This window comes from Dietzia sp. IBK-p2-16D (assembly GCF_057773085.1).
The window spans coordinates 280,415-306,724 of record NZ_JBYMTL010000004.1 but is presented as its reverse complement, the minus strand read 5'-3'; the positions used below and the strand labels follow the sequence as shown (position 1 = coordinate 306,724).

Genomic DNA, 26,310 nt, shown 5'->3' with positions numbered 1-26,310 from the left:
CAGGGCGACGCCGCGGGACAGCGCTCGTCGCGGGCAGGCCGACGCCGCGGGACAGGGCTCTACGCGGTCTCGTCCCGGGCAGAAGGCCAGCGCATCCGCGCTCGGTTGCGCTGCCTCTCTGACCCGCGCTGGCGGAATGTACGCAGATACCGGGGTTGTGCTGCCGGAATTGACCACACAGGCAGCGCAAGCCGAAGGGGCAGCGCATCCGAGCGGGGTTGTGATGCCGGTGTGCTCGCCCCGCAGGAGCCTCGCGGCTCGGTGCCCTCGAGCCCGCGCTACCGCCCGAATGACGAACGCGGCCCACGGCGTCTGCCGCGGGCCGCGCTCGCGATAACCGGACTCCGACGTGTCCTGACCCGGTGGACCTCCGGACTCAGTGGACCTGCGGATTCAGTAGACGGCGGTGTGCCGCTCGATTTGCTGCGCGAAGAAGTCGGCCCAGGAGCGGACCTCGGGGTGCTGCTTGAGCAGTGCGCGCCGCTGACGCTCGGTCATCCCGCCCCAGACACCGAATTCAACGCGGTTGTCCAGTGCATCGGCGCGGCACTGCAGGAGGACCGGGCAGTGGCGGCAGATGGACGCGGCCTTACGCTGCGCGGCCCCGCGGACGAACAACTCGTCCGGGTCGATGTCCTTGCACCGGGCCTGGGCCACCCATTCCTGGCGACCCTCCCCGATGATGATCTCCTCGGAGCCGAGGGGGTTGCCGGCACCAGGGCGGACCCCGTTGTCGGAGGAGCGGGTGGTCCCGGGGAGGGTGGCCGTCATCGAAATACCCCTAGCGTGAGTGGAGTCGTGGACGAGTTCACCGCGCACGTCTCCGGCCTTCTGAGCCCGCCCGGCGCGGCGGGTCCACTGCGTCCGCGGGCGGTCGTACCTGGGATCGGTGTACCGCGATCCCATTCCGGTCCGATTCGTCCCGCGTTCCCCCATATTGTTACCGCAGTCACACAACAGAAGTAAAGAGTCGACACATGATCGCCGCGCGAAGGGTGGCCCACCAGGGGTGGTCACGTACCCTGTGCCTGTGTCGGCTATGAGTTCGCTGGGAAAGCTGGTCGCGACCTGTGTCGCCGCCGGGGTGGTCACGGCGGGGTCGTTGTTCCCGATAGCCGGAGCCGTGGGGCTCGCGTCCAACAAGATGGCCGACTCGTTGGCCGGGACGTCCGCGGACCTCATCAAGGGCGACCTCCCGTCGATCTCGACGGTGACCGACGCCGCGGGCACACCCATCGCATGGCTGTACGACCAGCAGCGCGTTCCGGTCCCCAGCGAGCAGATCTCGCCGCAGATGAAGCTGGCGATCATCGCGATCGAGGACCGCCGGTTCGCCGACCACGCCGGCGTGGACTGGCGCGGCACCGTCCGGGCGGCCCTGACCAACGCCACCTCGGGAGAGGTCGAGCAGGGCGCGTCGACCATCGACCAGCAGCTGGTCAAGAACTATCAGTTCCTCGTCTCCGCCGAGAACGACGCGGAGCGGCGGGCCGCCGTCGAGACCACTCCCGCCCGGAAGATCAAAGAGATCCGGATGGCCCTGACCCTCGACGGGGAACTGAGCAAGGACGAGATCCTCACCAAGTACCTCAACCTGGTCTCGTTCGGCAACGGCACGTTCGGCGTCCAGACCGCCGCGCAGACCTACTTCGGCGTCGACGCCCGGGATCTGAGCGTCCCGCAGGCGGCGATGCTCGCCGGCATGGTGCAGTCCACGAGCCGGTTCAACCCGTACACGAACCCCGGGGACACCCAGCAGCGCCGCGACACCGTCATCGACACGATGGTGCAGACCGGAGCCATCACCCCGGCCGAGGGGCAGGCGTACGCGGCCGAACCCCTCGGGGTGCTCGAGCGCCCCAACCCGCTGCCCCGCGGCTGCATCACGGCCGGTGACAGTGGATTCTTCTGCGACTACGTCCTGCAGTACCTCGAGGAGAACGGCCTGAGCCGCGACATGGTCGAGCAGGGCGGCTACACGATCCGCACCACGCTCGACGAGACCGTCCAGGCCAACGTCCAGCGTGCCGTCGACACCTACGGCAACCCGACCGCCCAGGGCGTGGCCGAGGTGATGAGCGTCGTCCGGCCCGGCAAGGACGCCCACAAGGTCGTCGCGATGGCCTCCAGCCGTCAATACGGGCTCGAACTCGGCGACAGCCAGACCGTGCAGCCGCAGCCGTTCTCCCTGGTCGGCGACGGCGGGGGGTCGGTGTTCAAGATCTTCACCGTGGCCGCGGCCATGGAGAAGGGCATGGGCACCAACACCAGCCTCCCGGTGCCGCGTCGTGTCCAGGTCTCCGGCCTCGGCGCGGGTGGCGCCGCCGGGTGTCCGCCCGCCCAGTACTGCGTGGAGAACGCCGGATCGTATGCGAGCTCACTGTCCGTGACGGATGCCCTGGCCCAGTCCCCCAACACGACCTTCGTGAACCTCATCAAAGACGTCGGCGTGGCCCCCACCGTCGACATGGCGGTCCGGCTCGGGATGCGTTCGTACGACCGCAAGGGCACCGCCGCCGGTGGCGACTCGATCAGCGGATTCGTCAAGAAGAACAACCTCGGGTCGTTCACCCTCGGGCCCACCGCCGTCAACGCGCTGGAGTTGTCCAACGTCGGCGCCACCATCGCGTCCGGAGGCGTGTGGTGTCCGCCCAGTCCGATCGAGTCGATCACCGACCGTACGGGAGCGCCCGTCGAGTTGAACGAGCCGAAGTGCGAGCAGGTGGTCGAGGAGGGGCTGGCGAACACCCTCTCCGTCGCCATGTCCAAGGACGCCGTGAGCGGGGGCACGGCGGCCGGCGCCGCCGCCGGGGCCGGGTGGGGTCAGCCGATGTCCGGCAAGACGGGTACCTCCGAGGCCAACCGGTCCTCCGCGTTCCTGGGCTTCACCAACAACTACTCGGCGGCCGTCTATGCGTTCAACGACGGCACCACCACCACCGAACTGTGCACCAGCCCGCTGCGCCAGTGTTCGTACGGCAACCTCTTCGGCGGTCTCGAGCCGGCCCAGACCTGGTTCTCGGCCTTCTCCCCGATCTCCGACGTCTACGGCCCGCTCCGCCTGCCCGCCCCGGACCCCGCCTACCAGGCCGGGACCAGCGGGACCGCCGCCCCTGACGTCGAGGGCATGAGCCAGTCTGCCGCGACCTCCCTGCTGACCAACGCCGGGTTCGTCGTCAACACCCAGTTCGTCTCCGGTACCGGCCGCCCGTACGGCACGGTCGTCGGCGTCGACGGCGGCACCGGCATCCCCGGATCCCAGCTCACCCTCCGCGTGTCCGACGGTTCGGGCGGCGGCGGGGGCGGCGCCGGGGCGCAGGGCCAGGGCACCTCCGGACCGGGGGCGGCGGTGGGCGACGAGCCCGTCGTGCTCAACGTGCCGGGGCTGGCCCCCATCACGATCTCGCCGCCGCGATGACCCCGCGTGGCGTCGGTAGTCTGGACTGATGCCACGCCCACCACGCAAGACCCAGGGTTCGATGACCTCCCCCGCCCGCGCGGCGGCCGTCCTCGCCGGGGCGGTCGTGGCGGGGACCGTCTACGCCACCGGCTGGGAGCGGAACGCCTTCACGCTGCGCCGCCACACCCTGCCCCTGCTCGCGCCCGGGTCGCAACCCCTGACGATCCTCCACATCTCCGACCTGCACATGATGCCGGGACAGAAGCGCAAGCAGCAGTTCGTCGCCTCGCTGGCGGAGCTGACTCCCGACCTGGTGGTCAACACCGGCGACAACCTCTCCGACGTCCGGGCGGTGCCCTCCGTCGTCCAGGCCCTCGGCCCGCTCCTCGACCGCCCGGGCGCGTTCGTCTTCGGCTCCAACGACTACTACGCGCCCGTGCCCAAGAGCCCGCTCCCGTACATCGGGATCGGTCGTCAGAAGCACTCGGCGGTCCCGCTGCCGTGGCGCGACCTCAAGGCCGCCTTCACCGAGCGGGGCTGGGTCGACGCCACCCACCAGCGTTCGGAGATCGCGGTGGACGGCCGGAGCGTGCTGGTCGCCGGGGTCGACGACCCCCACATCGGACGGGACCGCTACAACGAGATCGCCGGCCCCGCCGGGGCGGCCTTCGACCTGCGGATCGGCCTGGTGCACTCGCCGGAGCCCCGCGTGTTGGACCGGTTCGACGCCGACGGGTACGACCTCGCGCTCGCGGGGCACACCCACGGGGGTCAGCTCTGCCTGCCGACCGGGGCGATCATCACCAACTGCGGGATCGACCGCTCGCGGGTGCAGGGCCTGTCCGCGTGGGGCCGGAACCTGGTGCTGCACGTCTCCGCGGGTCTGGGCACCTCCCCGTACGTACCGGTACGCACGTTCTGTCGCCCCGAGGCCACGCTGCTGGAACTGGTCGCCGTTCCCGGTGGCGGCGGGGAGGGTTCGGAGGTCCCGGTGACCCCGCATCGTGTGAAGGTGCCCCTGCCGGTCTGACCCGGTTTCGCGATTCCGTGGGCGGGGCGCTAGAGTATCCCTCGTTGTCACCGGGGTGTGGCGCAGCTTGGTAGCGTGCTTCGTTCGGGACGAAGAGGTCGTGGGTTCGAATCCCGCCACCCCGACAATGCGAGGGCCCGGATCACATCAGTGATCCGGGCCCTCGGTCATGTGCGGGGTGCGGTGCACCCGCGCCGCGCGTGGCGCCTCTCACGTGGGCCCGCTCTACCGGTGCACAGCGGCGCGGTCTCTCCGTAGAGTCGTCGGCATGACCTCCGAGACCGACGTCCAGAACGCCGCCGCCGCAGGGGACAGTGCACCCGGTGCCGGCCCCGCCGTGCACCCGAACTACGGCCGCATCACCACCACCGGGGCGGGGGACGCGGACCTCGCGGCGTCGCTGCAGAAGGTCCTCGACGGGACCTGGGCCGACGCCCGCGAGTTGACGCGTGAATCCATGACCCCGGACATGCTCAACCCGATCGGGTTGACCATGGAGGAGCACCGCGACCACGTACTCACGCAACTCCAGCGCCTCGCCGACTCCGGAACCCCCAAGCTGGGTTTCCGGGAGGAGGACGGCGGGACCGGTGACACCGGTGGCGCTCTGACGTCCTTCGAGATGCTCGGCCACCTCGACCTGTCCCTGATGGTCAAGGCCGGCGTCCAGTGGGGCCTGTTCGGCGGCGCGATCGCCAACCTGGGTAACGCCGAGACCCGTAAGAAGTACCTTCCGGACGTCATGTCGCTCAACCTGCTCGGTTGCTTCGCGATGACCGAGGTCGGCGGGGGTTCGGACGTGCAGAACCTCGAGACCACGGCGACGTTCGACCGGGAGACCGGCGAGTTCGTCGTCAACACCCCGACGCCCAGCGCGGAGAAGGCCTACATCGGCAACGCCGCCCGCGACGGCCGGATGGCGGCCGTGTTCGCCCAGCTGATCACCACGGCCGACGACGGTTCGGAGCTCCGCCACGGTGTCCACTGCCTGCTGGTGCCGATCCGGGACGAGGCCGGAAACGACCTGCCGGGCGTCCGCACCACCGACCACGGCCCCAAGGGTGGGCTGGCGGGCGTGGACAACGGCCGCATCTGGTTCGACGACGTGCGGGTTCCGCGTGAGGCACTGCTCGACCGCTTCGGCGCCGTCGACGCCGACGGGGAGTACTCCTCCCCCATCGATTCGGTCGGCGCCCGATTCTTCACCATGCTCGGCACGCTCATCCGCGGACGCGTGTCGGTGGGAGCGGCGGCCGGCGCGTCCGCGCGCACCGCGCTGGCGCTGGCCGTGCGGTACTCGCTGGTCCGCCGGCAGTTCGACCACCCGGAAACCGGCAAGGGCATCCCGCTGCTGGAGTACCGCGAGCACCAGCGTCGGCTCATGCCGCGGGTCGCCCGTGCGTACGCCTACGCGTGTGCGCAGAACGCGATCATCCTCGAACTGGACGAGTTCGAGAAGAACCCGGACGCCTTCGACGAGGTCCGTCGCCGCGAGATGGAGACCCACGCCGCGGGCATCAAGGCCTCGGTCACCGCGTTCGCCAACGACGCGATCGTCGAGGCGCGTCTCGCCTGCGGTGGCGCCGGGTACATGGCCGAGAACCTGATCACGGAGATGCGCAAGGACTGCGACGTCTTCTCGACGTTCGAGGGCGACAACATCGTCCTCACGCAGCTGGTGGGCAAGGAGCTGCTCACCTCCTATGCGGCGGAGTTCGGTGACATGGACCAGCGCGAGACCGTCGCGTTCGCCCTGAGCACCGCCGTGGACGTGGTGCAGGAGAAGGCCCGGGCCTCCACGCTGTGGCAGAAGCTCGTCGACGCCGTGACCGACCGCGAGCACACCGACCTGCTCGACCGCGGCAACCAGCTCCAGCTCCTCGTCGACCGCGAGGAGCACCTGTTGGAGACGGTCGCGCGGCGCCTGCGCAAGGCGCAGGGTCAGGACGGTTCGGCGGCGTTCAAGGTGTTCAACTCCGCCCAGGACCACTTGCTGCAGGCGGGCCGCGCCCACATGGATAGCTGGGTGTTCGCCCGGTTCGCGGAGGCCGTGGACGCCTGCGAGGACCCGGAGGCCAAGGAGGTCCTCGGGATGCTGTGCGACCTCTACGTCCTCGACATCGTGGACGCCGACAAGGGCTGGTTCCTCGAGCACAACCGCCTGACCACCGAGCGCACCAAGGCGGCCACCGCGGCCCGTAACCGCCTGTGCACCAAGCTGGCGGGCCGGGCGCGCACCCTGGTCGACGCCTTCGCGATTCCCGAGTTCGTCTTCACCGTGCCCATGCTCACCGACGGTGGCGTGGACACGATCACCGATGAGCCCGCCGAGGAGCACGAGGTCGTGGGCCTGGCCGACTGAGCCGCCGGAGCTCCGCGGATTCCGCGTCGCCGACCCCGCGCCGCCCCTCAGGGCGCGCGGGGTCGGCCGCGGCCGTCGTCCCTAGGGTCGGAGCCGGGGCCGTCCGGCGATGCGGACCGCCAGCAGCGAGAACACCGCGACCGCGGCGAGGACCGCCGCGCCGGTCCACGCGACGGAGGCGGGCCCGGCGAGCAGGACCGCGTCGAGCGCCGCGGTGGCCTGCCCGGTCGTCGTAGCGGAGGTGACGGTGACGACGGCGGACGGCGCACCACCGGCCACCCACACCCACCACGCCACGCCGGCCGACGCAGCGGCGAAGACCGCCGCCGTGATCCGCCCGGGCCAGGGGCCGAGCACCGCGACGAGTGCGCGCCACAGGGCGGAAGAGGCGACGACGACGAGGGCGACGATCGCCACGGCCGCAGCCGCCCCGCCCGCGGAAGGACCGTCCACGGTGGCCAGCGCCCACGCGGACAGGCCGGCGGTGAGCAGGGCGAGCGCGAGTACCGACTCGGCGAACGACGAGCCGGGCCGGCGGACGAGCTGGACGAGCAGCGCCCCGAGGACGGCGGCCGCGGCCACGCCGAGGATCCCGGCGGAGGTGCGCCGCTCGGAGTCGTCGGCGGCCGCGGCGGCCTCCAGACCCGCGTCGCCCTGTTCGGCGGCCAGGGCGCGCCCGGTCTTACCGATGGACTCCTGCGTACGGCCGGCGGAGTCGGCGACGCCGGCCGCCCCGTCGCGGAGGGCCTCGGCTCCGGTCGCGAGCTCTCCCGCGCCGCCGGCGAGTTCGCGGGCACCGCGGGTCGCGGAGTAGATGCCGTCACGCAGTTCGGCGCCCGGGGCGGAGAGCTGGCGGGCGAGTTCGGCCGCGCCGGAATCGAGCTGGTCGAGGTTGCTCAGTGTGTTCTGGTCGAGCCCCTGGGTGGCGAGCTGGTCGCGCAGCCCGGTGAGGGCGTTGCGTGCCTGCACGACCTCAGGGGCGTCGCCTTGGAGGCGCGACAGGGCGTCCTCGATCGCGGTGGAGACCTGCCCCTGGATCACGGCGACCCCGCGGACCGCGCCCACGACCTGACGCACGCCGCCCGCGACCTCCCCGGCGCCGGATCCGGCCTGCCCCATCCCCGCCTGCAGCTGCTCCATCCCGGCGGCCAGTTCGGCGGAGCCGTCGCGCAGCTGCCCGGACCCGTCGGCGAGTTCGGCGGTCCCGGAGCGAAGTTGCTCCGTCCCGGCGACGGTGAACGACGAGTTGGCCGACGCCTCGGCGAGCGCCGATCGCAACGGTCCGCCGGCGCCGGCGGCGGCCTCCTCCCGCTCCGGGGCGGGGCCGACCACCGCCCACAGGGCGGCGAGGACGAGCGGCAGGACGATCAGCACCAGCCCCAGTAGCCGCCGGGCGGGCCCGGTCCCGGATCCGAGACCGGGCCCGCCGGACGGGGGCGCGGAGTCGTCGTCCGCCCGGAGCGCGGCGTCCGGACCGGGTTCCGTCACCGGCAGGGCGTCCGTGGCAGGGCTGTTCTCCGAGGTCTCCGAGGGGGTCGCAGAGGGGCTCATATCGGGAGCGTAACCGCTGATCTGCCCCATTCCCGCAGGTCACCCGGCATGCCCCCGATTCCGTGTCCGAGGCGATTGATAGACTGCTTCCCGAAACCTACGCACCCTCGCCACCACGTCCCGCGCAGGAAGGAGCCATGAGCCCCGTCCTCGCGATCGCTGCTGCAGGTCTGGCCGCACTGCTCGCGTGGCCGCTCACCAGGTGGCTCGGGCGAGGTGCCGGTTGGCCGCTCGCGGTGCTCTATCTGTCGGGTGCGTTCGCGCTGCTGTCGCCCCTCTCGCTGGCCCTGTCCGGGATGCCCACCGCCGTCGTCCGCATTCCCTGGGTGCCCGCCCGCGACTGGACGCTGGATCTGTTCGCGGACCCCACGGGTCTGCTCTTCGCGATGCTCGCGCTGGTGATCGGCGCGATCGTGTTGATCTACTCGTCGTCGTACCTCTCCGGCGGCGACCACGGGCACGGGCGCGCGCACAGTCACGCCCGGCGCCCCCAGCACTACGGCTTCTACCAGCTCATGACCCTGTTCACGGTCTCCATGCTGGGCCTCGTGCTCACGGACTCGATGGTGCTGCTGTACGTGTGCTGGGAGCTCACGTCGCTGGCCTCGTTCGCGCTCATCGCCAATTCGGGCCGCCCCGCCTACGCCGCCGCGCTGCGCACCCTCACGGTGACCGTCGTCGGCGGCCTGGTGCTCCTGGGCGCGCTCGTGGCCATGTGGCTGCGCACCGGCACCACGTCCATCTCGGGGGCCCTCGCCCACGACGTGTGGTTCACCGACCCCGGTTTCACCGCGGCGGTGGCGGTCGCCGTGGCGGTGGCCGCGTTCACCAAGTCCGCCCAGTTCCCGTTCCACTTCTGGCTGCCCGACGCGATGGCGGCGGCGACCCCGGTGAGCGCGTATCTCCACGCCGCGGCCGTGGTCAAGGCCGGGATCTTCCTGTTCATGCGATTCTCCCCGGCCTTCCACGACGTGCCGGTGTGGAACGCGCTGCTGGTCTCCGTGGGCATGGGCACCGCCGTGATGGCGGCCGTGTTCGCGCTGCAGAAGACCGACCTCAAACAGCTCATGGCGTACTCCACCGTGAGCCAGCTGGGCTGGATCACCGCGGCGATCGGCGTCGGGACGCAGGAGGCGCTCGCCGCCGCCGCGTTGCACACCGTCGCCCACGCCCTGTTCAAGTCCGGACTGTTCATGCTGGTCGGCGTGGTCGATCACGAGGCGGGGGCCCGCGATATCCGCGACCTCGGCCCGCTCTGGCGTCGCATGCCGTGGACGTTCGGGGCCACCGTGCTCGGCGCGGGCGCCATGGCGGCCGTCCCGCCCACCCTGGGCTTCGTGTCCAAGGAGTCCATGCTCATCGCGTTCGGCGGCGTCGCCGGCGGCGACACGCTGGCCGTGGCGGCCCTGTTGACCGCCGCCGTGGTGGGGGCGATCCTCACCTTCCTCTACTGCGCCCGCATCGTGCTCGGCGGGTTCCTCGGTGTCTACCGCGACCCGTCCCGGCCGGCGACCGACCCCGGCGGGGTCCACGAGGCCCCGGTGCGGCTCTGGCTGCCCGCGGCCCTGCCCGCCGCGATCGGGTTGCCGCTGGCGCTGGTGGTGTGGGTCTTCGACGTGCCGATGTCGGCGGTCGCCGAGGCCGCGGCCGGGCCGTTCGGCTGGCCCCCGGCCGAGCGCGGGTTCGCCGAGTACCGGAGCCTTCCCGCCGGCGCCGACGAGGCTGACCTCGATTTCGAGGCCCACTTCGTCCTGTGGCACGGGTTGACCCTCGAGGTCGGGCTCACCGCCCTGATCCTGTTCGTCGGCGTGCTGTTGGTCTGGAAGCGCACCCTGCTCGACCGCGCACTGAGCCGCGAACTGCTGCCGTTCACCGGTGCCTCCGTCCTCGAGGGTCTGATGTCGGCGGTCACCCGCGCCGGCCGTGCACTGGTCCGCCCCACCGCGTCGGACTCGCCCGCCCGTCACGCCGGCGCGCTGCTCGCGGTGCTGACCGTCTACGCGGTCGGGATCGGCGGCTGGGCGCTGGCGACCGGCGCCTCGATCCCCCCGCGCGTCGGCGGGCTCGACCGGTCGATCGACGTGCTGCTGCTGATCGTCGTCGTGGTCGGCGTGGTCGGGTTGTGTACCGCACGGTCCCGACTGTCCGCGGCCGTCCTCCTGGGCGCGGTCGGGATCGCCGTGACCATCCAGATCTTCGGCCTCGGGGCGCCCGACGTCGGCCTGACCCAGTTGCTGGTCGAGGCGCTCACGATCATCATGTTCATGCTGGTCCTGCGGCGCCTGCCCCGCGACTTCATCCCCGCCTCACGTCCCAGGAACACCGCGGCCATCGTCCTGGCCCTGCTCACCGGCGTCACGGCGACCATCGGCGCCCTGGTCTTCACGGGTCGTCGGGACCGTTCCCCCATCGGCATGTACCTGCTGGAGAACGGGCCCGAGATCACCGGCGGGAGCAACGTCGTCAACACCATCCTCGTGGAGTTCCGTGCGCTCGACACCTTCGGCGAGGTCGCCGTTCTGGGCGTGGCCGGTATCGCGATCCTCGGCGTCCTGGGTTCGGTTCGGGCCACCGCCCGTGCCGTCGACGCCGAGCCCTACCGCGATCCGCTGCCCGGCAGCGTGCAGAGCACCGGGACCGCCGCGGAGGCGTTGGAGGACGCCGCCCGCAACACCTTGCCGCTCAGGCTGCTCGCGAAGGGGGTCACCCCGATCCTGGCGGTGGTCTCGGTGATGTTGCTCTGGCGTGGACACAACGAGCCCGGTGGCGGGTTCATCGCCGCGCTGGTGGCCGCGTGCGCGTTCGCGCTCGTCTACCTGGCCCGCGAGTCGGACCGTCCCGTGAGCCGGCCCTCCACCCCGGTCGCGCTCATCGGTGGCGGGCTGGTCCTCGCGGGGCTCACCGGGATAGGTGGCTACGCGCTCGGGCAGTTCCTCGAGCCCGCCCACTGGTACGTCGCGGGCCAGCACCTCTCCAGCGCCCTCATCTTCGACCTCGGCGTCTACGCCGGCGTCCTGGGTCTGGTCATGACCGCGTTCAACACGCTCGGCGCGGGCCGCGCCCCCGCCGAGGTCGTCCCCGGCCCGGACGCGCCGGACACCGGACGCCGCCGGGGTCGCAGGACCGACAGTGGCCCCGCGGGCGGTCGCCGAGCCGGCGAGGAGGTCGCCCGGTGACCATCGCGATCATGATCGGCGTCCTCACCGCGGGCGGTGTCTACCTGATGATGCAGCGGGGGATGGTCCGCGTCGTGTTCGGGCTCGCGCTCATCAGTCACGCGGTCAACCTGATGCTGCTCAGCTCCGGGGTCTCGGCCTGGCGGGCCGAACCGCTCGCCGGGGTCAACGGGATCGACGTGTCCGCGGACCCGCTCCCCCAGGCGTTCGTCCTCACCGCCATCGTCATCACGCTCGCGGTCACCGTGTTCATGCTCTCCCTCGCCGTGGTGAGCAGCGACGACGACACCCACAACGTGCCGCCCACCGGCGAGGAGGACGCGCCGTGACCGCCCTGCTGCTGCCCCTGTTGGCAGCGATCCCGGTGATGGCCGCCGCCGTCACGGCCATCCTGCCGTCACGCACCGCCGGCAGGCTCGTGGCGATGGCGGTCCCGGTGGCGACCGCGGTCGCGGGGATACTGCTCCTCGCGCTGCACCGCTCCGAACCCGTGATCGCCGTCGCGGTGGGCGGGTTCGTCCCGGGCGTGGCGATCCCCTTCGTCTCCGATTCCTTCACCGCGATCATGCTGGTGACCACCGGCGTGGTGGCCCTGATGTCCCTGGTGTTCTGCGATCAGACCGGCGAGTTCGGCCGGAGCCGCTACTTCGCCCCGCTGGCCCTGCTGCTGCTCGCCGGGGCGAACGGCGCGCTGCTCACCGGCGACCTGTTCAACCTCTTCGTCTTCGTCGAGGTCATGCTGCTGCCCTCGTACGCGCTCATCGCCATGACGGGCACATGGCGCCGCCTCGGCGTGGGGCGACTGTTCGTCGTGATCAACCTGCTGACCTCCACGCTCCTGCTCGCGGGTGTCGGCTTCGTGTACGCCTCCGCCGGGAGCGTCAACCTCGCCGTCCTCGCGGGTGCGGCGCGCGAGGACGGCCGGGTGGCCGCCGCGCTGGGTGTGGTGCTGATGGCCCTGTGCATCAAGGCCGGTGCCGTACCGGTCCACGGATGGCTGCCCCGCGCCTACCCCGGCACCTCCGCCGGGGTCATGGCACTGTTCTCCGCGCTGCACACCAAGGTCGCCCTGTACGCGGTGATCCGCATCTGGGCCACCGCGTTCGACCTCGACCCGGCCTGGGGCCGCGTCCTGCTGGTGGTGGCCCTGGTGACCGCCCTGTGGGGTGCCGTCGCCTCGGCCTCGCCCGTCGGCACCCGGGAGATCCTCGCGTGGCAGATGGTCTCCGGGGTCGGCGTCATCCTGGCCGCCCTCGCCGTCGCACAGGCCCCCGGCGGTGCCATCGTCTACATGATCCACCACATGGTCACCATCGGTGCGCTGGTGATGCTGTTCGGCGCCGCCGAGCATGTCTACCGCAGCGGGCAGTTCGGCGGCCTGACCGGGCTCTGGTACCGCGAACGCCCACTGGGGGTGCTGCTGGTGCTCGCGATCGCGGCCCTGGTCGGACTGCCCCCCACCTCGGGTCTGATCGGCAAGCTCGAGGTCGTGACCGCGGCCCTCGGCGCGGGCGGCGCGTGGGGGATCGTCACCGTCGTCGTCGTCCTCGTCTCCTCCCTCATCGGGTTGGTCGCCATGCTCCGGTTGTGGCGCGGCACCATGTGGGGCGGTCCTGCGCGCGGCGCCGCCGACGCGGGCGGCGACAGCGCCGGCGGCGACAGCGACGAGAGACAGCGCCGCGACGACGAGAACGACGACGACGAGGCGCGCCCGTCCCCGCGCGTGCCGGCGCGCCTGCTCGTGCCCGGTGGCGCACTCGCGGCCGTGTCGGTGGCGATGTTCCTGGGATACGGGGCGATCGCCCCCGAGGTGGACCGGGCGGTCGCCGGGCTCGTCGACACCGACGCGTACGTCTCGGCCGTGCTCGACGGCCCGGATGCGATGACCGACTCGACGATCGGGGGTCGCCCGTGATCCGTCGCGTGCTCCGGGCCCCGCTCGTCCTGGGTTGGCTCCTGTGGAACGTCGTATTGTCCTCGTGGGCCCTGGCGATAGAGGCCGTCACCCCCGGGCCGATCGGCACGCCGGTTCTGGTGCGCTACCCCATGCGTTCCCGCACCGACCTCGAGGTCACCGCGCTGGCCTGGGCGATCACAGTCACGCCCGGAACGCTGGTGACCGTCATCGGCGACGACGAGATGTGGGTCCACGTGGTGCTCGGCGGACCCCGGGAGGAGATGATCGAGTTGCTCGGTCAGACGGAGAACCGGGTGTTGTCCGTTCTGCGAGGTGATGACGAATGAGCCCGCTGCTCACAGTGCTGCTGGCCGTGTCGACCCTGATCATCCTCGTGAGCATGGTGGTGGCGGCGGTCCGCGCGGTGCGCGGGCCCGGCGACGCCAACCGCGCCGTCATGGCCGATCTGAGCTTCTTCTGTGCGGTGGCACTGTTCGTGCTGTTCGTCATCCGTCAGGGGTCGGCGGTGGCGCTGGACGTGGTGATGCTCGGGTCGCTCATCGGGGTGCTCTCGACCGTCGCCCTGGCGCGGTTACTCTCGCGGGGACAACGGTGACGGCGATGGACGGTTCGATGATCGTGGACCTGCTGGTCGGGGTACCCGCCCTGCTCGGGTCGCTGTGCTTCCTGGTGGCCGCGGTGACCATGTCCCGTGCCGGTGACGCCCTGACCCGGATCAACATCCTGTCCGTGGCGACCGGTCTGGGGATGATGCTGTTCATCCTCGCGGCGTACGTGCACGAGGTGAAGGCCGGGTTCGGGTGGGTGCCGCTGATCATGGCGTTGGTGGCCCTCGGTGCGACGGTGGTGGTGACGACCGTGGCCTCGATGACGCTGGCCCGCGCCGCCTACCGCGCCGATGGCAGGCTCGACCCGCTGACCGCCTACGACGACATCGCCGAGGAATACTGACATGATCGGGCCCGGGGACGCACTCGACACCCACGACCAGAGCCTGCGCGATCCGGCCGATGCCGCCCGCCGTATCGACACCCTGATCGACAGCGGGGATCTGCGGACCGCCTCCGACATGGTCGAGGGGATGCCGCCCTGGCTCATCGTCGACGTCCTCGAACGCAGCGGCGCCAAGGACCGGGCCGTCCTGTTCCGGTTGTTGTCCAAGGGCACCGCGCTCGTGGTCTTCGAGGCGCTCGACCCGCCACTGCAGTCCGAGCTGATCCGGGCCCTTCACACGGACCGCGTCAGCCAGATCTTCACCGACCTCGACCCCGACGACCGCGCCGGGCTGATCGACGAGCTCCCGGCACACGTGGCCACCCGGCTCATGCGGGAACTGGACGACGACGAACAGGCCCTCACCTCCGCGGTCCTCGACTACCCGAGCGGTTCGGTCGGGCGGCGGATGAGCCCGGAGTTCGTCTCCACCCACCCCGACGTCACCGCCGGTGAGACCCTCCAGCGGGTCCGGAAGCGGATCGACGAGGCGGAGACGATCTACGCCATCCCCGTCACCGACGAGCAGCGGCGGCTGGTGGGGATCGTGGGCTTGCGGTCGATCATGCGTGCCGACCCGGCCACGCCCGTCCGCGAGCTGATGAACGACGCAATCACCGCGCGCGCACGCGAGTCCGCCGAGACCGCTGCGCGTCGGTCCGCGGACGAGCGCCTCATCGCGATGCCGGTCGTCGACGACGAGGGCCGGCTGGTCGGGATCCTCACCTTCGACGACGCCCTGCGGGTCCTCGAGGACGCCGAGACCGAGGACACCGCCCGGGCCGGCGGTTCGGAGCCGCTGCGCGCGCCCTACCTCGCGACGCCGGTGCGATCACTGGTGCGCTCACGTGTGGTGTGGCTGCTGGTCCTCGCCCTGGGTGCCGCGCTCACAGTGCAGGTGCTGGAGGTGTTCGAGGGGACCATCGAGCAGGTGGTGGCACTGTCGCTGTTCGTGCCCCTCATCATCGGCACCGGCGGCAACACCGGTAACCAGGCGGCCACCACCGTGACCCGCGCGCTCGCACTGGGTGACGTCCGTCCCCGCGACGGACTGCGCGTCCTGGCCCAGGAGGTGCGGACCGGGTTCACGCTGGGGTTGGTGCTGGGCGGGGTCGGGGCGCTGGCCGCGGGGGTGATCTACGGGACGGATCTGGGCGTCGTGATCGGTCTGACCCTGCTCGTGCTGTGCACCGTGGCGGCGACCGTGGGCGGGCTCATGCCCCTCCTCGCGCAGGCCCTGCGCGCCGACCCGGCCGTGTTCTCCAATCCGTTCATCACGACGTTCGTCGACGCGACCGGTCTGATCGTCTACTTCCTCATCGCCCGGGCGGTCCTGGGCCTGTAGGCCGGAAGCGCTCCGAAACCACGGTCGACGGCGACCCGCGGACGTTAGAGTGACACGTGTCACATCTGGCCCCGCCGCAGTCCCGCCCTCGCCGAAGGTGTCCATGGCCCACGACTTTGCCCCTGCTCCGACGCTTGCCGCCCCTCCGCCCATGTCCGAGCTCGCCTGCTACGGATTGGCCGGACACAGTGCGTCACCGGCCGATCTCATCGCCGAGGCCGCACGCGCCGAGGAACTCGGACTGGGATCGATCCTGCTGTCCGAGCGGTTCGCCCTCAAGGACGCCGCGGTGATGGCGGGCGCGGCGGTGGCGGCGACGCGCCGCATCGGCGTGGGCACCGCCGCGACCAATCACAACACCCGGCACCCGCTGGTCACCGCGACGATGGCCACGACTCTGCACCGGATGTCCGGCGGACGCTACGCGTTCGGCCTGGGGCGCGGCATCCCCCTGCTCTTCGACATCATGGGCCTGCCGCACGTGACGTCGGCGCAGCTCGAGGACGCGATCGGCCTCTTCCGGACGCTGTGGAGCGGCGACGCCGTGATCGGCCACGACGGCCCGGCGGGCACGTACCCGTACCTGATGCAGGATGCGTCGTTCGACGAGGACATCCCCGTGCTGCTCATGGCGATGGGCGACAACCAGCTGCGACTGGCCGGGCGGATCGCCGACGGGGTGGTCCTCCACACCTTCATGTCGGACGCCGCGGTGCAACGCTGCGTGCGCCTGGTACGTGAGTCCGCCGAGCAGGCCGGCCGCGACCCGGCGGAGGTGCGGATCTGGTCGGTGATGGCGACCATCGAGGACTCGCTCGACGAGACCTCGCGGCTGCGAAAGCTGGCCGGGCGGTTGGCGACCTACCTCACCGGCTACGGAGACGTCCTGGTCCGGGTCAACGGGTGGGACCCTGCGGGACTCGAGGCGTTCCGCGCCGACGAGCGGCTGTCCTCGCATGCGGGCGCGCTCGACGCCACCGACGACCTCGACCTGCTGCGGCACGCCCGGGAGGTCCTGCCCGACGAGTGGCTCGCCACGGCTGCGGTCGGCAGCGCCGCCCACTGCGCCGATCGCATCGAAGGCCAGCTCGCCCTCGGCGTCGACTCGGTGGTGCTGCACGGCGCCACTCCCGACGAGCTCGCGCCGGTGCTCGCCGAGTGGCGGGGCCGCCGGGATCCGGGCCGCTTCGCCCACCTCGACCCCAATCCCGGCCGGATCCGCCCGCGCTCCGCGCCCGCACATCCCGCCTCCGCACACCCCGACACCGGTGACCGCCCCGACACCGACACTGACACACGACCCCACGCCAGCGCACGTCTCCGGAAGGACACCCCGTCATGACCAGTCTCGCGTCGAATCCGCAGGTGGTCTGCGCGCCGGAGGAGGTCACCGCCCGGTGGCTGTCCGAGGTGCTCGGGACCGAGGTCCGGTCGGTGCGCACGGAACCCGTCGGCACCGGCCAGATCGGGTGCTGCGTGCTCGCGCACGTCGACGCCGAGGGGCTCCCGCCGACGCTCTTCGTCAAGTTGCCGAACCCCGACGAGGGCATGCGGCCGCTGCTGCACGGCGTGTACCGCACCGAGGTGCTCTTCTATCGCGACCTCGCGCCGACGGTCGCCGTGCGTGTCCCGCGGGCCCGGTTCGCGGCGCTCGGCGAGCGGGAGGGCGAGTTCACGCTCGTCCTCGACGACGTCACCCCGCTCGTGCAGGGCGACCAGCTCGCCGGGCTGACGATCGACCAGGCCCGCGACTGCGCCGTCAACCTCGCCGGGCTCCACGGCCCGCGCTGGTGCGACCCCTCCCTGCTGCAGATCGAGGGCCTGTCGGTGCCGACCGTCGAGGACAACGTCACCCTGCAGGAGCTCGGCGGGCCGGCCCTGGAGGCGTTCCTCTCCGAGCTCGGCGAGAGACTCGACGACGACGAGCGCCGCATCATGGCGGGGATCGCCCCGCTGATCGCCCAGTGGTCCAACGGGCGGGCCGAGCGGTTCGCACTCCTGCACGCCGACTACCGGGCCGACAACATGCTGGTGGACCCGGCTGGGGACCGTCCCTCACTGGCCTGCGATTGGCAGACGCTGGCGGTCGGGTTGCCCGGGCGCGATCTGGGCGGCTTCCTCGCCTCGAGCCTCACCGTGGACGACCGGCGGGCCGCCGAGCGCGACATCGTGGCGGACTACCACCGTGCCCTGCTGGGCCACGGCGTCACCGACTACTCCCCCGAGACCTGCTGGGACGACTACGTCTACGGCCTGCTCCAGACACCTGTTCTGGGGATCTTCGGCTGGATGTACGGCACGCGCACGGACCGCGGCGACGAGATGTTCGCCCAGCTCATGCGGCGGTCCTGCCGGGCCATCGCCGATCACGACGCCCTGGCTGTGGCCCGGGCCGGCTGACCGACCACGAAACACCGAAATCCGCTACCCCGCCCCCGGATTCGCTAGTCCAATCGGAGTAGCGGATCCGTAGGGGGAGTAGCGGATTTCAGTCGGCTACCGGCGGATCACTCCTGCAGCGTGTGGTTGCCGCGGGGGCTCGCCTCGACGCCGGCCTTGACGGCCTCGCAGAGGCCCTGGTCGACAGCGGCCCAGTAGGCGTAGACGCGGTCGAGCAGCTCGGTCTCCGACGGGTCGATGGCCGAGACGTGGCCGGCGATGTTGGCCGCCAGTCGCTCGCGGGCGGCGTCGTCGAGGACCTCGCGGTACAGGATGGAGGCCTGGACCGAGTCGGTGTCCTCGGCGTGCGGGGTCACGTCGCCGCGGTGGATGTCCGAGCCCTTGGTGTCCCAGGCGCCGATGTCGAACGCCTTGGACGCGTCGGCGGTCGGACCACCCAGGGTGTTGGGGTGGTACTCGGCCTGCGCGGGGTGCGGGAACTCGTACTGCATGGCGCCCTCCTTGGAGTAGGAGTTCACCGGCGAGAGCGGACGGTTGACCGGCACCTGCTGGTAGTTGGGTCCGATGCGGTAGCGCTGGATGTCCGGGTAGGCGAAGACGCGGCCGAGCAGCATCTTGTCGGGCGAGAAGCCGATGCCCTTGACGATGTTGGTCGGCGCGAACGCGGCCTGCTCGATCTGCGCGTGGTGGTTCTGCGGGTTGCGGTTCAGCGTCATGGTGCCGACCTTGCGCAGCGGGTAGTCCTTCTGAGACCACGTCTTGGTGAGGTCGAACGGGTTGTACTTGTAGCCGTCCGCCTCGTCGACCGGCATCACCTGGACGTGCAGATCCCAGGACGGGAAGTCGCCGTTCTTGATGGACTCGAACAGGTCCTGCCGGTGGTAGTCGGCGTTCTCGCCGGCCAGCTTGTCGGCCTCGGCCTGCGTGAGGAAGTCGATGCCCTGGTTGGTCTTGAAGTGGAACTTCACCCAGTGGCGGACGCCGGCTGCGTTGATGAACTGGTAGGTGTGCGAGCCGAAGCCGTCCATGTGACGCCAGGTCTTGGGGATGCCGCGATCGCCCATGAGCCAGGTGACCTGGTGGGTCGACTCGGGGCTCAGGGTCCAGAAGTCCCACTGCATGGCGTGATTGCGCAGGCCGGAGGCGTTCTTGCGGCGCTGCGAGTGGATGAAGTCCGGGAACTTGATCGCGTCGCGGATGAAGAAGATGGGCGTGTTGTTGCCGACGAGGTCGTAGTTGCCCTCCTCGGTGTAGAACTTCAGGGCGAAGCCGCGCGGGTCACGCCAGGTGTCGGGTGAGCCCTTCTCACCGGCGACGGTGGAGAAGCGGGCGAGCATCGGGGTCTTGACGCCCTTCTGGAACAGGCCGGCGCAGGTGATGTCCGAGATGTCCTCCGTGGTCTCGAACTCGCCGAAGGCGCCGGAGCCCTTGGCGTGGGGCAGCCGCTCGGGAATGTTCTCCCGGTTGAAGTGGGCGAGCTTCTCGATGAGGTAGAAGTCGTGGATTGGCTGCGGGCCCTGGGGGCCGACCTGCGCGCTGAACTCGTCATGCGGGACGGGCTGGCCACTGTCGGTGGTGGTGTGCGAGTTGGGCTGGAAGTCGCGCACGCCGCGGTCTGCGGGATGAATGGTCACGTCAGGTGCTCCTCGAGATGGGGTGTGGAGTAGAAGGTGCGGAATGGTGGTGTGGTCCAGGTCTCAGTATCAGACAAGCGAGGCCTGCTCTGCCCGGCATTCGGGGCAAGTGCCCCAGTAGTTGACCTCTGCTTCATCGATCTCGAAGCCGTGGTCGCGGTCGGCGGTGAGGCAGGGCGCGTGTCCGACCGTGCATTCGACGTCCTCGATGCGCCCGCACGTCCGGCACACGAGGTGGTGGTGGTTGTCCCCCGTGCGCCGCTCGTACCGTGCCGGCGAGCCGGCGGGTTCGATGCGGCGCATGAGGCCGACGTCGGTGCACACGCGCAGGGCGTCGTAGACGGTCTGTGTGGACACCGCGCCCAGCCGTTCCCGGACGAGGGTCGCGACGTCCTCCGCCGCGATGTGGGGACGACCGGCGACGACGGCGAGGACCGCCAGCCGCGGCGAGGTGACCCTCAGCCCGGCGTCGCGGAGTACGGCTCCCGGATCCTCGATTGCTGTCGTCATGGGCCCCACAGTAGCCCACTTTCTGGAATGAGTCCAGAATAGTATGCATTCCGTTACGAGAAAGGTTCCTGCATCGATGCGATCGGCTTCCGGGCCGGTTCTGCTGCTGCCGACTAGGCTGACCGGCGACCCGAACCCTGGGAATCGCGGAACCGGACGCCCTCGGACCTCGCGACCCCGAACCAGCTGGAGGAACCAATGTCGGAGATCGTCATCGGACCTGTCGTGTGTGGTTATGACGGGTCGCCTGACTCCCGCCGGGCCGTGGAGTGGGCGGCCGCCTGGGCCCGCGACCACGCGGCGTCGCTCGAGGTGATCTCCGCCGATCGGGCCGTCGGGCGCGTGGTGGCCTTCGATGAGACCGCCCGCGCGAATGTCGAGGGCGCGATGCGCGACCAGCTCGCCGAGCTCACCCACGACGTCCCGACCACCTATCGGGTGGTCGCGGACAGCCCCGTCGGCGCACTCGTCGAGGCCGGCGGCGCCGCGTCGGCGATCGTCGTGGGCAGCCGCGGCCTCACCGCGCGCGAGGACTTCGCCATGGGATCGACCTCCGCCGGCGTCGTCGAGCACGCGCCCTGCCCGGTTCTCGTCATCACTCCGCGTACGCCTCTGAGCCCCGCCGCGGGCCCTGTCGTGCTGGCGGCCGACGGCTCGGCGGCGAACGACCCCGCCGTGGCGTTCGCGTTCATCGAGGCCGAGCGCCGGGGCGTCCCCCTGCGCGCCGTGCACTCGGTCGAGGTTCCCCGACTGCCGGGCGCCTCGCTGTTCGATCTCGACCAGCTGGCCGAGAGCGTGCTCGCCGAGGACGAGAAGGAGGTCCTCGACGCTCTCGCCCCGCACGAGGCCCGTCACCCGGACGTCACCGTCGAGCTTATCCTCGTCGTCGGCGAGCCCGCTCTCACGGTCGCCGACGAGGCCGCCGGGGCATCCCTGCTGGTCACCGGGTCGCGCGGCCACGGTGGGTTCGCCGGAATGCTGCTGGGGTCGGTCAGCCGGCGGTTGCTGCAGACGGCCCCGTGCGCGGTCGCGGTCATCCGCCCCACCGACTGACCCACCCGGCTACTCAGGCGGGGCCGATCCGGAGCATGCGGGTGAGGGTCGGCTGCCACATGACCCCCGGGCCGTCTCCCCGGGATGCGATCGTGCCGGTGAGCTCCATCGGTTCGTCCAGCGGGGCGTGACCGATGAAGGTGCGGGAGAGCTCGCGGCCCGTCTCCACGTCCGTCGAGGTCAGGTCGACGGGTCCGATCTTCTGCGCGAGCCCCTGATCGAGCGCCGGACCGGGCGTCGGACCGGCCGCCGAGCCGGGGGCGGGCAGCGAGCGCGGCGGCCCGTAGGCCAGCGTGTGGATCTGCCCGTCGCCGGTGGTGAGCTTGGGCAGCGACGCCGTCCGTGCGAGTGACGTCCATGCGCGGGAGCACGCATCGTCTCCGGCGCCGACGCCGTCCGGCCCCTGGGCCCCGTCGGCCCGCACGTCGATGCGGGTCATCCCGCCCGTGTACGGCGCTCCCGCCGGGACCGCGGGACCGTCCACGGCGAAGGGCGGGTATTCAAAGCCATAGGTGTTGACCAGCACCAGCGCATCCCCGGACGCGATGATCGAGTTCTCGGTGGCCGCGGGGCCGTCGATGAGGACGCCGTCCGGGGCCGCGGAGTCGGGCCGCAGGGTCGTGGCGAACGCGGGCATCCGGCACACCTGCGCCCCGTCCTCACGGCGCAGGACGATCAGCTCGGGGTGGTCGGCGTCGTCGGTGATCGCCACGAGCGAGTCACCGGGCCCGAAGTAGGTGGGCGTCGTGCCGGAACCGTGCGCGAGCAGGCCCGGTTTCCGTCCCGGTCCCACGTCGTAACCGTGTCTCCAGCGCACGCTCGGGGTCCCGTCCACCGAGCTGTCGATCTCGTAGAGGGCCCGGGTGGTGATCACCGACGCGCCGCCGGGCCGGATCGTCAGCCCGTTGGTGATCCTCTCCCCTGCCGGCAGGGTGAGGGAGCGGAGCTCGTCGTCGTCGATCCCGGCCCCGTCGTCGCCCCCGGGCCGCACGGTCCCCACCACCCCGCCGGAGGTGGCGAACCACACCCGCCCGTCGAAGGCGGGCATGAGGCCGGTGATCGCGTCGCCGTCGGGCACGGCCGGGGACAGGTCGGCCAGGACGTCGACCGTCATGCGCCACGGGCCCGCGGCGGTGCGTTCGTGGCCGACGGCCAGCAACCTGCGGTTGCCGTCCGCGACCACGACCCGGTCCTGCTCGTCGAGGTAGCCGTAGACCCCGCCGAGCAGCGCACCCTTGGCCAACTGCACCTCGGCGAGCACCGCGGCGGTGTCGGGGTGGAAGAGCTTGACGGTCGGCGCGAGCGGGGTCGGCGGAGTGAGCCCGACGTACGAGGTGCACAGCGCGACGGGCATGCCGTCGGTCCCGATGAACACCGTCGAGCACGTGGCGCCGGTGAGCGCGCCGACGACGGCGGGGGTCGCCCCCGGCCCGCGGCCGGGCAGCGTGTCGGTCGAGGCCACGTCGCCGTGGACCGTAGCGGTGCCGGCGGGCCCGAGGCCGGGCGGGGACGCCGATCGAGCTGCCGCGGGGGCGGACGCCAGAACCGTGCTCGCGGCGAGGAGCACCGCCGCCGAGGCCATGACCGCCGTGGTGGGTCGGTTTGTCGAGCGCATGGGGCTGATTCCATCACCGCCGACCCCGCCGTGTCCCCGGATCCACGAGCCCGGCGAGCCGGCCGGGCGGTGCTGCGGGCCGGGATCGTCGTGAGACGATTCACCCCGTGACGCCGTCGCACGGGCAGGGATCGGGGTGGTCGGGCAGATGAACCGACCCACGGCCCCGCCGCGCACCCCGTCCCGCCGAGCGCCGAGCGTCGGCCAGGTCGCCGGTGAACTGCTGCTCACCCTCGGCGCGATCCTGCTGCTGTACGTGTTCTACGAGGCGTTCTGGACCAATCTGGCCTCGGACCGGCTGCAGGCGGACGCCACCGCCGGACTCGAAGAACTCTGGAATGGCGCCCCCTCCCCCGGCCCGGCCGACGCGGCGATACCACCGCCCGTGCCGACGCTCGGCCAACCCTTCGCCCGCATCCACCTGCCGACGCTCGGTGAGGACGCGGTCTACGCCGTGGTGGAGGGCGTCCGGGCCGAGGACCTGCGCACCGGCCCCGGCCACTACCCCGGAACCCAGATGCCCGGCCAACCGGGGAACACCGCGCTCGCGGGTCACCGCAACGGCTCGGGCGCCGTCTTCGAGCACCTCGACCGGCTGGACTCGTGCGATGCGATCGTCATCGAGACCGGGACCCAGTGGCAGACCTACCGACTCCTGCCGGTGGAGCCGGGCGGCCCGGAGCGGCTCGCGGCGGCTCGCGAGTGCCTCACCCCGCGGCAGGTCGAGCGCGCCACCGGCGGCGACTACGCCCACGTGGCGGGGCTGCACATCACGACGCCGGACGCGGTCGAGGTGATCGCCCCGGTGCCCGGGGCTGCGGACACCGGCGCGGCGAACACCGGCGAGGCCGGGGCCGCGACCGGCGGCGCGGGCGCAGGCGAGGCCCCCGAGCGGTTGCTCACCCTGACCACTTGCCACCCGATGTACTCCAACGCCGAGCGGCTCATCGTGCACGCCGCGCTCGTGGAGACCACCGCCAAGACCGCCGGCCGCCCGGCCGCACTGGAGGATTGACCAGATGTACGCCTACCTGTGGCGGTCGCTGCCCGGCCCCCGGCCGGTGAAGATCGTGCTCGTCCTCATCCTGCTGGCGGCGGTGTTCCTGCTGCTCATGGAGGTCGTGTTCCCGTGGGTGGCCGAGCAGCTGCCGAACACCGACGTCACCGTGTAGGCGGCGTCACCCCGGACCGCGCGGACCGCTGGCCCCGCCGGACGGATGCGACCGCCTAGATGTGGACGGTCACGTCCGCGCCGGAACGCAGCTTCTGCGACAGTTCCTCCATCGCACCGGCCTCCTTCTCGGCCCGTACCTGCTCGGCGACCTGGTCACGGACCTGCTCCAACGGCGGCACCCCGCCACCACCGGCCGCGCCGCCCCCGGACATGGCCTGCTGCTGGGCGACCTGCTCGTAGGCGGCCTCGACCTCGGCGTCGGACGCCTCGAACTCCCCGTACTCCTCAGCGATGAGCTTCTGTACGCGCAACTGCTTGTCGATCTGGTCCAGCACGGCCTCGCGGTCCAGGCCCTGTCCGCCCATCGACTCGATGAACTCGTCGGTGCTGACCTGGTTGCGCTCGGCGAACCCGGCGAGCTCGGCCTGGATCTCGTCGTCCGAGACCTCGATCCCGCGCTTGGTGGCCTCCTGCGTGAGCAGTTCGGTCCCGATCAGCCCGTCGGTGGTCAGCTTTCTCAGCTGTGCCTCGTCGACGGGCTGGCCCGTCATCTGGGCCTGCATGCTCATCTGTTGGTACTGGTTCTCGAACACCGACAGGAATTCGTCGCGCGAGATCTCGGTACCGTTCACCTCGGCCACCGGGTCGGGGATGTCGGACGTGTCGGGCCCGTCCGCGGACTGTTCACCGTCCGGTCCGGGCTCAGCCGACTGGCCTGACTGTTCGGCCGCCGCCTGCGTCTCCGCGGCGCCGCCCTCGTCGTCGTCGCCCCCGGCACCGCACCCCGCGAGCACCAGCACCGCTCCCGCGGCGGCGACCGCCGACCGCCATGCCGTCGGCCTCCTCGTCGCCGATCTCCCTGTCCCTGTGCGCACTCGATCTCCTCACGTTGTTCGTGTGCGTGAAGACGCCGACGGTACACACGTGAGTTAGGCGTGAGCTGTGCACGACGCGCGCGGGGGCGCGGGTGCGGCGCCGACGCGCGTCGCACCCGCCCGCTCCCGGCAGGTCAGAACCGCAGGATCGCGCCCTCCGCGACGTCCTTCGGCAGCGATTCCGCCACGATCACCGAGCCGGATGTGGCCAGCACGTGTCCGACCGCGGCGTCGAGATCGTCGGGCCCGTGATCGGCCGTGCAGCGGCGGCGGGAGACCAGCAGGGTGGCGACGCGTCCCTCTCGCGCGGCGCGCAGGATGTCCGACCCGCCGCCGGCCAGCCCGCGACCGGCACCGATCGCGTCACCGAAGCGCTCCGCGACCGCGGCGGCCCGCCGCTGCATCGCCGGCCGGACCACCGCCCACGCCCGCTCGTGCACTTCTGCGGGGGACAGCGCGTCCGGGTTGCCGGCGGCGACCTCGTCCACCAGGTGCTCGTAGTTCAGGTAGCCGCGGAACTGTGGGAGGTGCTCGCCCACCGCCGCGAGGACGAGGGGGCGCCGGTCGTTCGGCCGGAGCGCCTCCTGCAACCCCTGGGCGACCTGCCGCAGGAACTTCTCCAGCTGCACGTCTCCGACCTCGGCACCCGTGCCGTGACCGTGCACCACGCCCCCGCCACCACCGGTGCCCGGGCCCGCACTGAACCGCTGCTGCTGGTGCGGCGGCGGCTGCGTGTCGCCGGCCATGTCCTCGATCGAGGACGGGATCGACCCGAGGTCGAGTTCGCGGATGGTGGCGGCGGTGCCCTCGAAGAGGCGGACCTTGTTCTGACTGCCGGCGAGCACCACGAACTCGCCGTCGCCGACCGCGGCCGGGACGAGCGGCCGGACGGCGAACCGGTCGCTCACGTGGACGGCCTCGGGGAAGGCCGTGGCCACCCGGTACGCGCGCCAGAACCCGGCCGAGGCGAACAGCGCGAGACCGTCCGAGAGACGCTGCCAGTACGCGTCGTCCTCGAGCAGCGCGACCAGCGGGCCGAGGATCTCGTCGGACTCCCCCTGCCCCACGCCGTGTGCCCTGAGCTGGGCCTCGGCCTCCTTGATGAGGGACTTGACGCGGATGGGGTTCTCGCGGACCTCTGCGCCGGCGCGGGCGGTGGGCAGGAAGATCGACACGGCCCGGCCGGTGGCGGTTCCCAGCTCGGCGAGGTCGGTCATGGGGATCGGATCGACTTCTGCGGTTCGTGTGACATCAGCCATAGCCTGACGCTACTG

General features: G+C 71.5%; 22 protein-coding genes and 1 tRNA gene. 16 read left to right on the top strand and 7 right to left on the bottom strand.

Going from position 1 to position 26,310, the window contains the following annotated elements; translation table 11 throughout:
- Positions 1 to 393: 393 nt before the first annotated feature.
- Positions 394 to 771: a WhiB family transcriptional regulator gene (locus AC3DE3_RS11225; RefSeq protein WP_260486548.1), complete on the bottom strand. Its 378-nt coding sequence runs from the start codon at positions 769 to 771 to the stop codon at positions 394 to 396.
- A gap of 268 nt (positions 772 to 1,039) precedes the next feature.
- Here AC3DE3_RS11225 and AC3DE3_RS11220 point away from each other — a divergent pair, with 268 nt between their 5' ends.
- From AC3DE3_RS11220 to AC3DE3_RS11205, 4 genes are all read left to right on the top strand, one after another.
- Entirely contained in the window at positions 1,040 to 3,418 is a 2,379-nt protein-coding gene (locus tag AC3DE3_RS11220; RefSeq protein WP_488370046.1) for a transglycosylase domain-containing protein, read from the top strand.
- 28 nt (positions 3,419 to 3,446) lie between these two features.
- Positions 3,447 to 4,430: a metallophosphoesterase gene (locus tag AC3DE3_RS11215; RefSeq protein WP_488370016.1), complete on the top strand. Its 984-nt coding sequence runs from the start codon at positions 3,447 to 3,449 to the stop codon at positions 4,428 to 4,430.
- Positions 4,431 to 4,481: 51 nt separating this feature from the next.
- Positions 4,482 to 4,555: transfer RNA gene (locus AC3DE3_RS11210), tRNA-Pro, on the top strand.
- 143 nt (positions 4,556 to 4,698) lie between these two features.
- The gene (locus AC3DE3_RS11205) at positions 4,699 to 6,792 is read left to right on the top strand and encodes an acyl-CoA dehydrogenase family protein (protein ID WP_488370015.1); all 2,094 of its coding nucleotides are present in this window, start codon (positions 4,699 to 4,701) and stop codon (positions 6,790 to 6,792) included.
- A gap of 81 nt (positions 6,793 to 6,873) precedes the next feature.
- On the opposite strand, the gene AC3DE3_RS11200 is transcribed toward AC3DE3_RS11205, so the two are convergent.
- Entirely contained in the window at positions 6,874 to 8,343 is a 1,470-nt protein-coding gene (locus AC3DE3_RS11200) for a hypothetical protein (protein ID WP_488370014.1), read from the bottom strand.
- A 137-nt stretch (positions 8,344 to 8,480) separates the two neighbouring features.
- On the opposite strand from AC3DE3_RS11200, the gene mbhE reads away from it, so the two are divergent.
- From mbhE to AC3DE3_RS11155, 9 genes are all read left to right on the top strand, one after another.
- Positions 8,481 to 11,519, top strand: a complete 3,039-nt coding sequence (gene mbhE, locus AC3DE3_RS11195) for a hydrogen gas-evolving membrane-bound hydrogenase subunit E (RefSeq protein WP_488370013.1) — start codon at positions 8,481 to 8,483, stop codon at positions 11,517 to 11,519.
- Complete coding sequence (locus AC3DE3_RS11190) at positions 11,516 to 11,848, top strand: sodium:proton antiporter (RefSeq protein WP_260486543.1); 333 nt, start codon at positions 11,516 to 11,518, stop codon at positions 11,846 to 11,848. Before mbhE ends, AC3DE3_RS11190 begins: the two co-directional genes overlap by 4 nt.
- Entirely contained in the window at positions 11,845 to 13,434 is a 1,590-nt protein-coding gene (locus tag AC3DE3_RS11185) for a proton-conducting transporter transmembrane domain-containing protein (protein WP_488370012.1), read from the top strand. The genes AC3DE3_RS11190 and AC3DE3_RS11185 overlap by 4 nt, the downstream gene beginning before the upstream one ends.
- Positions 13,431 to 13,763 carry a Na+/H+ antiporter subunit E gene (locus AC3DE3_RS11180; RefSeq protein ID WP_260486541.1) on the top strand — a complete coding sequence of 111 codons (333 nt, stop codon included), beginning with the start codon at positions 13,431 to 13,433 and terminating at the stop codon, positions 13,761 to 13,763. The genes AC3DE3_RS11185 and AC3DE3_RS11180 overlap by 4 nt, the downstream gene beginning before the upstream one ends.
- A complete protein-coding gene (locus AC3DE3_RS11175) occupies positions 13,760 to 14,032 on the top strand; it encodes a monovalent cation/H+ antiporter complex subunit F (RefSeq protein ID WP_488370011.1) in 273 nt (90 codons plus the stop codon). Before AC3DE3_RS11180 ends, AC3DE3_RS11175 begins: the two co-directional genes overlap by 4 nt.
- Positions 14,033 to 14,037: 5 nt before the next feature.
- On the top strand, positions 14,038 to 14,388 hold the full coding sequence (locus AC3DE3_RS11170) for a cation:proton antiporter (RefSeq protein ID WP_260486539.1): 351 nt from the start codon (positions 14,038 to 14,040) through the stop codon (positions 14,386 to 14,388).
- A gap of 1 nt (position 14,389) precedes the next feature.
- Positions 14,390 to 15,775, top strand: a complete 1,386-nt coding sequence (mgtE, locus tag AC3DE3_RS11165; protein WP_488370010.1) for a magnesium transporter — start codon at positions 14,390 to 14,392, stop codon at positions 15,773 to 15,775.
- Positions 15,776 to 15,878: 103 nt separating this feature from the next.
- Entirely contained in the window at positions 15,879 to 17,117 is a 1,239-nt protein-coding gene (locus AC3DE3_RS11160; RefSeq protein ID WP_488370009.1) for a TIGR03857 family LLM class F420-dependent oxidoreductase, read from the top strand.
- Positions 17,114 to 18,175 (top strand): phosphotransferase family protein, encoded by a 1,062-nt coding sequence (locus AC3DE3_RS11155; RefSeq protein WP_488370008.1) that lies wholly within the window; start codon positions 17,114 to 17,116, stop codon positions 18,173 to 18,175. The genes AC3DE3_RS11160 and AC3DE3_RS11155 overlap by 4 nt, the downstream gene beginning before the upstream one ends.
- A gap of 107 nt (positions 18,176 to 18,282) precedes the next feature.
- Here AC3DE3_RS11155 and AC3DE3_RS11150 read toward each other — a convergent pair whose 3' ends face one another.
- Positions 18,283 to 19,809, bottom strand: a complete 1,527-nt coding sequence (locus AC3DE3_RS11150) for a catalase (protein WP_488370007.1) — start codon at positions 19,807 to 19,809, stop codon at positions 18,283 to 18,285.
- Positions 19,810 to 19,878: 69 nt separating this feature from the next.
- Positions 19,879 to 20,319 (bottom strand): Fur family transcriptional regulator, encoded by a 441-nt coding sequence (locus tag AC3DE3_RS11145; RefSeq protein ID WP_260486534.1) that lies wholly within the window; start codon positions 20,317 to 20,319, stop codon positions 19,879 to 19,881.
- Positions 20,320 to 20,517: 198 nt separating this feature from the next.
- On the opposite strand from AC3DE3_RS11145, the gene AC3DE3_RS11140 reads away from it, so the two are divergent.
- Entirely contained in the window at positions 20,518 to 21,372 is an 855-nt protein-coding gene (locus AC3DE3_RS11140) for a universal stress protein (RefSeq protein ID WP_488370006.1), read from the top strand.
- Between the two features lie 13 nt (positions 21,373 to 21,385).
- On the opposite strand, the gene AC3DE3_RS11135 is transcribed toward AC3DE3_RS11140, so the two are convergent.
- Entirely contained in the window at positions 21,386 to 22,987 is a 1,602-nt protein-coding gene (locus AC3DE3_RS11135; RefSeq protein ID WP_488370005.1) for a hypothetical protein, read from the bottom strand.
- Between the two features lie 148 nt (positions 22,988 to 23,135).
- Between AC3DE3_RS11135 and AC3DE3_RS11130 the strand changes: the two genes are divergently transcribed.
- Together AC3DE3_RS11130 and AC3DE3_RS11125 are read left to right on the top strand one after the other, a co-directional pair.
- Complete coding sequence (locus tag AC3DE3_RS11130; protein ID WP_488370004.1) at positions 23,136 to 24,002, top strand: class E sortase; 867 nt, start codon at positions 23,136 to 23,138, stop codon at positions 24,000 to 24,002.
- A 4-nt stretch (positions 24,003 to 24,006) separates the two neighbouring features.
- Positions 24,007 to 24,159 (top strand): hypothetical protein, encoded by a 153-nt coding sequence (locus AC3DE3_RS11125; RefSeq protein WP_488370003.1) that lies wholly within the window; start codon positions 24,007 to 24,009, stop codon positions 24,157 to 24,159.
- 55 nt (positions 24,160 to 24,214) lie between these two features.
- Here the strand turns inward: AC3DE3_RS11125 and AC3DE3_RS11120 are convergent, their stop codons facing one another.
- On the bottom strand, positions 24,215 to 25,036 hold the full coding sequence (locus AC3DE3_RS11120; RefSeq protein WP_488370002.1) for a SurA N-terminal domain-containing protein: 822 nt from the start codon (positions 25,034 to 25,036) through the stop codon (positions 24,215 to 24,217).
- Positions 25,037 to 25,170: 134 nt separating this feature from the next.
- A complete protein-coding gene (locus AC3DE3_RS11115) occupies positions 25,171 to 26,295 on the bottom strand; it encodes a baeRF3 domain-containing protein (protein WP_488370001.1) in 1,125 nt (374 codons plus the stop codon).
- Between the last annotated feature and the right edge of the window lie 15 nt (positions 26,296 to 26,310).

What these genes read in the sequence shown, in the direction of transcription:
- AC3DE3_RS11225 (WP_260486548.1), bottom strand. Translation starts at nt 771, where the DNA reads ATGACGGCCACCCTCCCCGGGACCACCCGCTCCTCCGACAACGGGGTC.
- AC3DE3_RS11220 (WP_488370046.1), top strand. Translation starts at nt 1,040, where the DNA reads ATGAGTTCGCTGGGAAAGCTGGTCGCGACCTGTGTCGCCGCCGGGGTG.
- AC3DE3_RS11215 (WP_488370016.1), top strand. Translation starts at nt 3,447, where the DNA reads ATGCCACGCCCACCACGCAAGACCCAGGGTTCGATGACCTCCCCCGCC.
- AC3DE3_RS11205 (WP_488370015.1), top strand. Translation starts at nt 4,699, where the DNA reads ATGACCTCCGAGACCGACGTCCAGAACGCCGCCGCCGCAGGGGACAGT.
- AC3DE3_RS11200 (WP_488370014.1), bottom strand. Translation starts at nt 8,343, where the DNA reads ATGAGCCCCTCTGCGACCCCCTCGGAGACCTCGGAGAACAGCCCTGCC.
- mbhE (WP_488370013.1), top strand. Translation starts at nt 8,481, where the DNA reads ATGAGCCCCGTCCTCGCGATCGCTGCTGCAGGTCTGGCCGCACTGCTC.
- AC3DE3_RS11175 (WP_488370011.1), top strand. Translation starts at nt 13,760, where the DNA reads ATGAGCCCGCTGCTCACAGTGCTGCTGGCCGTGTCGACCCTGATCATC.
- AC3DE3_RS11170 (WP_260486539.1), top strand. Translation starts at nt 14,038, where the DNA reads ATGGACGGTTCGATGATCGTGGACCTGCTGGTCGGGGTACCCGCCCTG.
- mgtE (WP_488370010.1), top strand. Translation starts at nt 14,390, where the DNA reads ATGATCGGGCCCGGGGACGCACTCGACACCCACGACCAGAGCCTGCGC.
- AC3DE3_RS11160 (WP_488370009.1), top strand. Translation starts at nt 15,879, where the DNA reads ATGGCCCACGACTTTGCCCCTGCTCCGACGCTTGCCGCCCCTCCGCCC.
- AC3DE3_RS11155 (WP_488370008.1), top strand. Translation starts at nt 17,114, where the DNA reads ATGACCAGTCTCGCGTCGAATCCGCAGGTGGTCTGCGCGCCGGAGGAG.
- AC3DE3_RS11145 (WP_260486534.1), bottom strand. Translation starts at nt 20,319, where the DNA reads ATGACGACAGCAATCGAGGATCCGGGAGCCGTACTCCGCGACGCCGGG.
- AC3DE3_RS11140 (WP_488370006.1), top strand. Translation starts at nt 20,518, where the DNA reads ATGTCGGAGATCGTCATCGGACCTGTCGTGTGTGGTTATGACGGGTCG.
- AC3DE3_RS11135 (WP_488370005.1), bottom strand. Translation starts at nt 22,987, where the DNA reads ATGCGCTCGACAAACCGACCCACCACGGCGGTCATGGCCTCGGCGGCG.
- AC3DE3_RS11130 (WP_488370004.1), top strand. Translation starts at nt 23,136, where the DNA reads ATGAACCGACCCACGGCCCCGCCGCGCACCCCGTCCCGCCGAGCGCCG.
- AC3DE3_RS11125 (WP_488370003.1), top strand. Translation starts at nt 24,007, where the DNA reads ATGTACGCCTACCTGTGGCGGTCGCTGCCCGGCCCCCGGCCGGTGAAG.
- AC3DE3_RS11115 (WP_488370001.1), bottom strand. Translation starts at nt 26,295, where the DNA reads ATGGCTGATGTCACACGAACCGCAGAAGTCGATCCGATCCCCATGACC.